Source organism: Streptomyces sp. NPDC032472, assembly GCF_040636955.1.
In the GTDB taxonomy this organism is placed as follows: domain Bacteria; phylum Actinomycetota; class Actinomycetes; order Streptomycetales; family Streptomycetaceae; genus Streptomyces.
Window position 1 is genome coordinate 1 of record NZ_JBEZVK010000142.1, and the last position, 7,255, is coordinate 7,255.

Below are 7,255 nucleotides of genomic sequence, written 5' to 3' on the forward strand. Positions count from 1 at the left end.
GCGCCGGGTCCTCCCCCAGCTACCGCTGGGAGGTGCCCCCAGGGGCTCCGCCCCAGACCCCGCGCCTCAAACGCCGGCGAGGCTGGAATGTGCCGACCCCCGCTTCGACGGCGAGGGCAGGCTGATCGGCCCGTAGCACCCACTGCGCAGGAGGTAGCCCGATCCGGGCACCAGGGCGGGCCGGGGGACGGCGCCAGGGGCGGGGCGGGCCGAGCCGGACGCCGGGTCGACCGGGGGGCCGGGCCGGTCAGGGTTCGGTGGGGCGGGTTGCCGTGAGGGTGAGCATGGCGCCCTCCGGATCCCGGACCGTCACCCAGCGTTCCGTCGTGCTCGAGACGATCGTGGACAGGGTCGTGCCGCCCGCCGCCGTCACCGCGTCGATCGCCTCGTCCAGGTCCGGCACGCGGAAGTAGACGTGCCACCGCGGCCGGGACTCCGGGACGTGCGACGCCGCATCGGCGACGCCCCCGTTCAGCCGGGCCACCGGCTCGCCCGCCTGCCGCAGCACGACCTGGTCGTCCTCGTAGCCGACCTCGCAGCACCCGGGCCGCCCGGTGGCCCACTCCAGCACCTCGCCGTAGAAGATGGCGGCCTCGAAGGCATCCCGCGTACGCAGTTCCAGCCAGGCCGGCGACGGCCCCCGCCCGACGCGCCAGTCGGCCGAGACCCCGCCCTCCCAGATCCCGAAGACCGCGCCGTCCCGGTCGGCGGCGACCGCGCCGCGGCCGCCGGAGGCGAAGGAGACCGGCCCGACCGCGATGGTGCCGCTGCGCTCGCGGATGCGGTCGGCGGTCACGTCGGCGTCGTCGACCGCGAAATACGGCGTCCACGTCACGGCGACGGTCAGGTCACCGGCCAGCGCCCCGATCCCGGCGACCGGGACCCCGTCCAGCTCGGCGACGGTGAACGCGTCGCCGAGGCGCGCGGGCCGGAACTTCCAGCCCAGCACCGCGCCGTAGAACTCCTGTGTCCGCTGGAGGTCGCGGGCCATGAGGCTGACCCAGCACGGGGCGCCGAAGACCTCCCTCGTAGAAATCTCCACGATGCACGCTCCGTCCTTCGTCCCGCCCATCGTCGCGTCGGCAGCGCTGCTCCGCACGTCGGGCGGGACCCGGTCACCACCATCATGCGCCACGCTCCCGGCCCCGGAGCTCCGGGCTCGGGGCGGCCCCGCCGCCGTGTCGTAGTTGATCCCGGATTGTGGCGTTCGGTAGCGTTGTCGGTACTTTGGGCCATGCGCCCGGCCCTCCGGGAGGTGTACGCGGTGGCGGCGTCGACACGGACCACGGGGCCCGGGCCGGGCGGCCCGCCAGGGCCTAGGAGGACACCGCCGCGGCGCGCGGGGTGGCGGGCGGCGGAGCGGCTGGACGAGCGGCTTCCGCTGGCGGAGCTCACCCGGTCGGTCCTGCGCAAGGTCTTCCCCGACCACTGGTCCTTCCTCCTGGGCGAGCTGGCCCTGTACAGCTTCGTCGTGCTGCTGCTGACCGGGGTGTACCTGACCTTCTTCTTCGACCCGTCCATGGCGGAGGCGGTCTACCGCGGCTCGTACGCGCCGCTGCGCGGGACCCGCATGTCGCTGGCCTACGAGTCCACGCTGCGGATCAGCTTCGACGTGCGCGGCGGGCTGCTGGTCCGGCAGATCCACCACTGGGCGGCCATCGTGTTCGTCGCCGCGATCGGCGCGCACCTGCTGCGCGTCTTCCTCACCGGCGCCTTCCGGCGGCCGCGCGAGGTGAACTGGACCATCGGGGTCACCCTGTTCATGCTGGCCCTGCTGGAGGGCTTCGCCGGCTACTCCCTCCCCGACGACCTGCTGTCGGGCACCGGACTGCGCATCGCCCAGGGGATCATGCTGTCCATCCCGGTGGTCGGCACGTACGTGAGCATGTTCGCCTTCGGCGGCGAGTTCCCCGGCCATGACATCGTGTCGCGCCTGTACCCCTTGCACATCCTGCTCGTGCCGGGCCTGCTGCTGGCCCTGATCACGGTGCACGTGCTGCTGGTGTTCGTGCTGAAGCACACCCAGTGGCCCGGCCGCGGCAGGACCGGCCGCAATGTGATCGGCCTGCCGATGTTCCCGCAGTACGTGGCCAAGTCCGGCGGGCTGTTCTTCACCGTCTTCGGGGTGCTGGCCGCGCTGGGGGCGCTGGCACAGGTCAATCCGATCTGGGTGTACGGCCCCTACCGGCCGGACCTCGTCTCCACGGGGTCCCAGCCGGACTGGTACATCGGGTTCCTGGAGGGAGCACTGCGGCTGATGCCGGGGGTGGAGACCCGCTTCCTCGGCCATACGCAGAGCTGGAACCCGCTGGTCACGGGCGTCCTGCTGCCCGGGCTGCTGTTCACCGTCCTGTACGCGTACCCGTTCTTCGAGCGCTGGATCACCCGTGGGACGGGCGAGCGGCACCTGTGCGACCGGCCCCGAGACCGGCCGGTGCGCACGGGGCTGGGGCTGGGGGCCCTGTCCTGCTACGCCGTGCTGCTGGTCGCGGGCGGCCAGGACATCGTGGCGTTCGTCTTCGACGTGCCGGTGGCCGCGGTGACCTGGGCGCTGCGGGTGGCGTTCTTCGTGCTGCCGGTGGTGGTGTTCTGGACCGTGCGGCGGCTGTGCCTGGGGCTGCAGGCGCAGGAGGCGGGGCGGCTGGCCGGGGGCGAGGAGTCCGGGCTGGTCCGCCAGGGCGACGACGGCGGCTTCCATCCGGAGCACCGGCCGCTGACCGCAGATGACAGCTACGCCCTGCTCGTACGGGAGCGGCCGCGCCCTCTCGACCGCCCGGCCCGCCCGGAGCGGTCGACTGCGGGCGGGCGGGTGCGGTACCTGGTGCAGCGGGTACGGGCCGGGCTCAGCGCCTGGTACTACGCGGACCGGGTCCGCTACCCCGAGACGGCGGGCCAGCGCCGCAAGGCCAGGGCGATCCTGGCGGGGCCGGACCGGCCGCTGTCCGGCGCCGGCGACGAGGAGGGGGAGGAAGGCCGGGGGGCGCCGGCCCCCTGAGCCGCCGCGGCGGCAGCCCCGACCCGCTACTGCGGATGGTCCAGCGTGCGGAAGGCGAAGCCGAGCACGCCGGGCAGCAGCACGCCGAACCCGATGAGGCACAGCCACAGGCCCTGGACCACCCCGAGGCCGATCAGTGCGCTGCCCGCGGCCGCCGTGACGGGGACGTAGGTGCCGGCGGGGAAGAACTCGCGCCGCCCGCCCGCGTCCCGTACCTCACCGGACTTGCGGTCCTCCGGACGCCCGCCGCCGCGCCGGTGCTGGCGCCACAGGAACGCCGCGATCAGGGAGGTCATGAGGAAGGACACCGCCAGGGCTGCGGTGCCGGCCGGCTCCGGGGAGAAGGAGGCGTAGACGGCGGTGGTGACGGCGAAGAACAGGGCCGTCCCGGTGAACAGCCAGGCCTCAACTTTCACGGGCCACCTCCGGGTGGTGCAGGTCGAAGGCCGGGGACTCGGAGCGGATCTGGGGCAGGGAGTGGAAGTTGTGCCGGGGCGGCGGGCAGCTGGTGGCCCATTCGAGTGAACGCCCCCAGCCCCAGGGGTCGTCCACGGTCACGCGCACCCCGTGCCGCCGGGTCTTCCAGATGTTGTAGAGGAAGGGCAGCGTGGACAGGCCCAGCAGGAAGGCCCCGATGGTGGAGATGCTGTTGAGGACGGTGAAGCCGTCGGCGGCCAGGTAGTCCGCGTACCGGCGGGGCATGCCGGCCTCGCCGAGCCAGTGCTGGACCAGGAAGGTGGTCTGGAAGCCGATGAACAGCGTCCAGAAGTGGATCTTGCCGAGCCGTTCGTCCAGCATCCGGCCGGTGAGCTTGGGCCACCAGAAGTAGAAGCCGGCGAAGGTGGCGAAGACGATGGTGCCGAACAGGACGTAGTGCAGGTGGGCGACGACGAAGTAGCTGTCCGTCAGGTGAAAGTCCATCGGCGGCGAGGCCACCACGACGCCCGTCAGGCCGCCGAGGAGGAAGGTGACGAGGAAGCCCACCGACCACAGCATCGGCGTCTCGAAGGAGAGCGAGCCGCTCCACATCGTGCCGATCCAGTTGAAGAACTTCACTCCCGTCGGCACGGCGATGAGGAAGGACAGCAGGGAGAAGAACGGCAGCAGCACGGCGCCCGTCGCGAACATGTGGTGCGCCCACACCGTCGCGGACAGCCCGGTGATGGCGATGGTGGCGCCGATCAGGGAGACGTAACCGAACATGGGCTTGCGGCTGAAGACGGGCACGATCTCGCTCACGACGCCGAAGAAGGGCAGGGCCACGATGTAGACCTCGGGGTGGCCGAAGAACCAGAAGAGGTGCTGCCACAGCAGCGCGCCCCCGTTGGCGGCGTCGAAGACGTGGGCGCCGAACTTCCGGTCCGCCTCCAGCGCCAGCAGCGCGGCCGTCAGCACGGGGAAGGCCAGGAGCGCGAGGATCGAGGTGAACAGCACGTTCCAAGTGAAGATCGGCATCCGGAACAGGGTCATGCCGGGCGCGCGCAGACAGACGATCGTGGTGATGAAGTTGACCGAGCCGAGGATCGTGCTCAGGCCGGCCACCGCGAGCCCCATGACCCACAGGTCGGAGCCGACTCCCGGCGCGAACGCGGCCCCGTTGAGCGGGGCGTACGCGAACCAGCCGAACGGGGCGGCGCCGTCCGGTGTCAGGAAGCCCGAGACCACGATCAGGCCGCCGAAGAGGTACACCCAGTAGGTGAAGGCGTTCATCCGGGGGAAGGCCACGTCGGGCGCGCCGATCTGCAGCGGCATGACCGCGTTGGCGAATCCGGTGAAGGTGGGGGTGGCGAACAGCAGCATCATCACCGTGCCGTGGATGGTGAAGGCCTCGTTGTACTGCTGGTTCGACAGGATCTGGGTGCCGGGGCGGGCGAGCTCGGCCCGCATGAGCATGGCGAGGACGCCGGCGAAGAGGAAGAAGACGAAGGCCGTCACCAGGTAGAGGTTGCCGATCACCTTGTGGTCGGTGGTCGACAGCCAGCGCAGTACCGTCGAGCCCTGGCCGATGCGCCGGGCGGTGCGCTGCTCCACCCGGCGGACCCGGACGGCCCGTTCGGCAAGAGGCTCCTCGGGTGCTTCGGGCGCCCCGTGGGGCGAGCGGTCCACTGACGCCATCCGTCCTCCCGAGCCGAGCACTGCCCTGCGCCCTGCCTACAGGCTGCGCGCCCGCCGCGGCGTGCGGCGCGCCGCACGGGGGCCCGGCCGGACCCGGTCAGCCCGCCGGACCGGTCAGCCCGCCGGACCGGTCAGCCCGCCGGACCGGTCAGCCCGCCGGACCCGGTCGGCCCGTCGCTGCGCGGCTCGTGCCGCGGCTCATGCGGTGATGAAGTCGGTGAGGGCCGCCATCCCTCCCTCGGCCAGGGCCCGGCGCTGGCGGTCGGCGGGGGTGCCCTGCTGGAGCAGCCGGTGCAGCAGGGCGCTGACCTCGCGCAGGTCCCCGGATTCCTCCAGGACGGGCGTGATGTGCTGGACGAGCATGTACAGCACGTCGCCGGCGCTGCGCCGATGCCCCTGCGGGTCCATCAGGGTGCCGCCCAGGCCGTGGCGCGCCGCGTACCAGACGGCGGCCTGGAGCAGCTCGGGCGCACAGTCCACCGGTCGGACCCCGGCCTCCTCCTCCGCGATGGCGGTGGTGACCAGGGCGCGGACGATGGCGGCGAGGAGGACCGCGTCGTCGGCCTCCAGCTGGACGTCGAGGCAGCGCACTTCCAGGGTGGGGTAGCGGTCGGAGAGCCGGGCCTGCCAGTACAGCTGGCCCCGGTCGGCGATCAGGCCCGCCTCCAGCAGCATCTCGATGCGCTTCTCGTAGTCGGCGAGCCCGCGGAAGTACGGCGGCGGGCCGCTGACCGGCCAGCGGCCGAAGACGATGGTGCGCCAGCTCCCGAAACCGGTGTCGCGGCCGTCCCACATCGGAGAGTTGGTCGACATCGCCAGCAGGGTCGGCAGCCAGACCCGCAGCCGGTTCATGGCGGCCACGGCCGTCTCCCGGTCGGGCACCCCGACGTGCACGTGCATTCCGCAGATGAGCTGCTCGTCGACCAGCCGGCCGGCCTCCTCCCGCATCTTCACGTAGCGGGCGTTCTGGGTGATGGGGACCGGCGTGCCGGCCCGGAGGGGGGCGGTGGCGGTCATGGCGACGCGGCAGCCGTTCTCCTCGGCCGCGGTGCCCACGGCATGGCGCAGCCGCAGCAGGTGGCCGCCGACCTCCTCGAGGTCGGTGCACACGGGGGTGGCCACCTCCACCTGGGCCTGGAGCAGCTCGTGCTGCACCTCGCCCTCGTCCACACACGTCGACAGGCCCGCCTTGGCCCGTACCTCCTCGGCGAGGGCCACCGGAAGATGGGTGTGCGGATCCAGCAGGACGTATTCTTCCTCGACCCCGACCGTGGTCATTTCGTGCCGAACTCCTCCGCGAGCGCCGTACAGAAGGCATCCAGGTCGGCCGGCCTGCGGCTGGTGATCAGGGTCGCGGGCGCGGCACGGCAGACGTGGACCTCCTCGTCGACCCAGGTGCCGCCGGCGTTGCGGACGTCGGTGGCCACACTGGGGTAGGAGGTGAGGGTGCGGCCCCGCACGACATCGGCCTCGACCAGCATCCAGGCCGCGTGGCAGATGGCCGCGACGGGTTTGCCGGTGTCGAAGAAGCTCCGGACGAAGGCGATGGCGCGCCGGTCCGTCCGCAGGGCGTCCGGGTTGGCGAGGCCGCCGGGCAGGACGAGCGCGTCGAAGGCGTCCGCCGTGTCGCCCGCGAGGACGTGGTCGACGGTGTGGCGGCCGGCCTTGTCCAGGTGGTGGTACGCCTGGACCTGTCCGGGCCGGGTGGAGACCAGGACCGGATTCCACCCGGCGGCCAGGACGGCCTTCCAGGGCTCGGTGAGTTCGACCTCCTCGACGCCCTCGGGCGCCGTCAGAAACGCGATGCGCACCTGCGTCACTTCCTTCGGTCCGGGGCCGGTACGGGCCGGCGCCTCCTGGTGGATTCCTGCACCTGCCCCTCCCGCTCCACCTCAAGCATGGCAGGAATGCCGCGCAGCGGAACCTGGGCATCCGCCGCATCCTTCGGGGGAATCTGCCGGGCGGCCGGTGCGCGGCCCGCTCCTGCGTGGCACCTCGTAGGCGACAGAGCCAGCCACGGGCCATCGGCAGAGGGGGTACATGAGCAGGCGATCCGCGGCGCGGCCGGCGCGCCGCCCGGCCGGGCCGCGCGCGGCGGACCCAACCCCGGCCCGGATCCGGGCCGCCCCCCCCGGGGCCCGGGCC

Annotated in this window: 6 protein-coding genes; 1 reads left to right on the top strand and 5 read right to left on the bottom strand. The window is 72.6% G+C overall.

Features of this window, described 5'->3' with window-relative positions:
* Positions 1-247: 247 nt before the first annotated feature.
* Complete coding sequence (locus AB0F11_RS36875) at positions 248-991, bottom strand: VOC family protein (protein ID WP_362183899.1); 744 nt, start codon at positions 989-991, stop codon at positions 248-250.
* 243 nt (positions 992-1,234) lie between these two features.
* Between AB0F11_RS36875 and AB0F11_RS36880 the strand changes: the two genes are divergently transcribed.
* Entirely contained in the window at positions 1,235-2,995 is a 1,761-nt protein-coding gene (locus tag AB0F11_RS36880) for a ubiquinol-cytochrome c reductase cytochrome b subunit (RefSeq protein WP_362183888.1), read from the top strand.
* Between the two features lie 26 nt (positions 2,996-3,021).
* Here AB0F11_RS36880 and AB0F11_RS36885 read toward each other — a convergent pair whose 3' ends face one another.
* The 4 genes from AB0F11_RS36885 to AB0F11_RS36900 form a co-directional block, all read right to left on the bottom strand.
* A complete protein-coding gene (locus tag AB0F11_RS36885; RefSeq protein WP_362183890.1) occupies positions 3,022-3,411 on the bottom strand; it encodes a cytochrome c oxidase subunit 4 in 390 nt (129 codons plus the stop codon).
* Positions 3,401-5,026 carry a cytochrome c oxidase subunit I gene (gene ctaD, locus AB0F11_RS36890; protein WP_362183902.1) on the bottom strand — a complete coding sequence of 542 codons (1,626 nt, stop codon included), beginning with the start codon at positions 5,024-5,026 and terminating at the stop codon, positions 3,401-3,403. Before ctaD ends, AB0F11_RS36885 begins: the two co-directional genes overlap by 11 nt.
* Before the next feature lie 282 nt (positions 5,027-5,308).
* The gene (locus AB0F11_RS36895) at positions 5,309-6,388 is read right to left on the bottom strand and encodes a glutamate--cysteine ligase (RefSeq protein WP_362183893.1); all 1,080 of its coding nucleotides are present in this window, start codon (positions 6,386-6,388) and stop codon (positions 5,309-5,311) included.
* Positions 6,385-6,921, bottom strand: coding sequence for a type 1 glutamine amidotransferase domain-containing protein (locus AB0F11_RS36900; RefSeq protein WP_362183896.1), 537 nt, complete (start codon positions 6,919-6,921; stop codon positions 6,385-6,387). Before AB0F11_RS36900 ends, AB0F11_RS36895 begins: the two co-directional genes overlap by 4 nt.
* Positions 6,922-7,255 lie beyond the last annotated feature (334 nt).

Bases quoted from the DNA above. Each gene is read 5' to 3' on its own strand.
- AB0F11_RS36895 (WP_362183893.1), bottom strand. From the start codon at position 6,388: ATGACCACGGTCGGGGTCGAGGAAGAATACGTCCTGCTGGATCCGCAC.
- AB0F11_RS36875 (WP_362183899.1), bottom strand. From the start codon at position 991: ATGGCCCGCGACCTCCAGCGGACACAGGAGTTCTACGGCGCGGTGCTG.
- AB0F11_RS36880 (WP_362183888.1), top strand. From the start codon at position 1,235: ATGCGCCCGGCCCTCCGGGAGGTGTACGCGGTGGCGGCGTCGACACGG.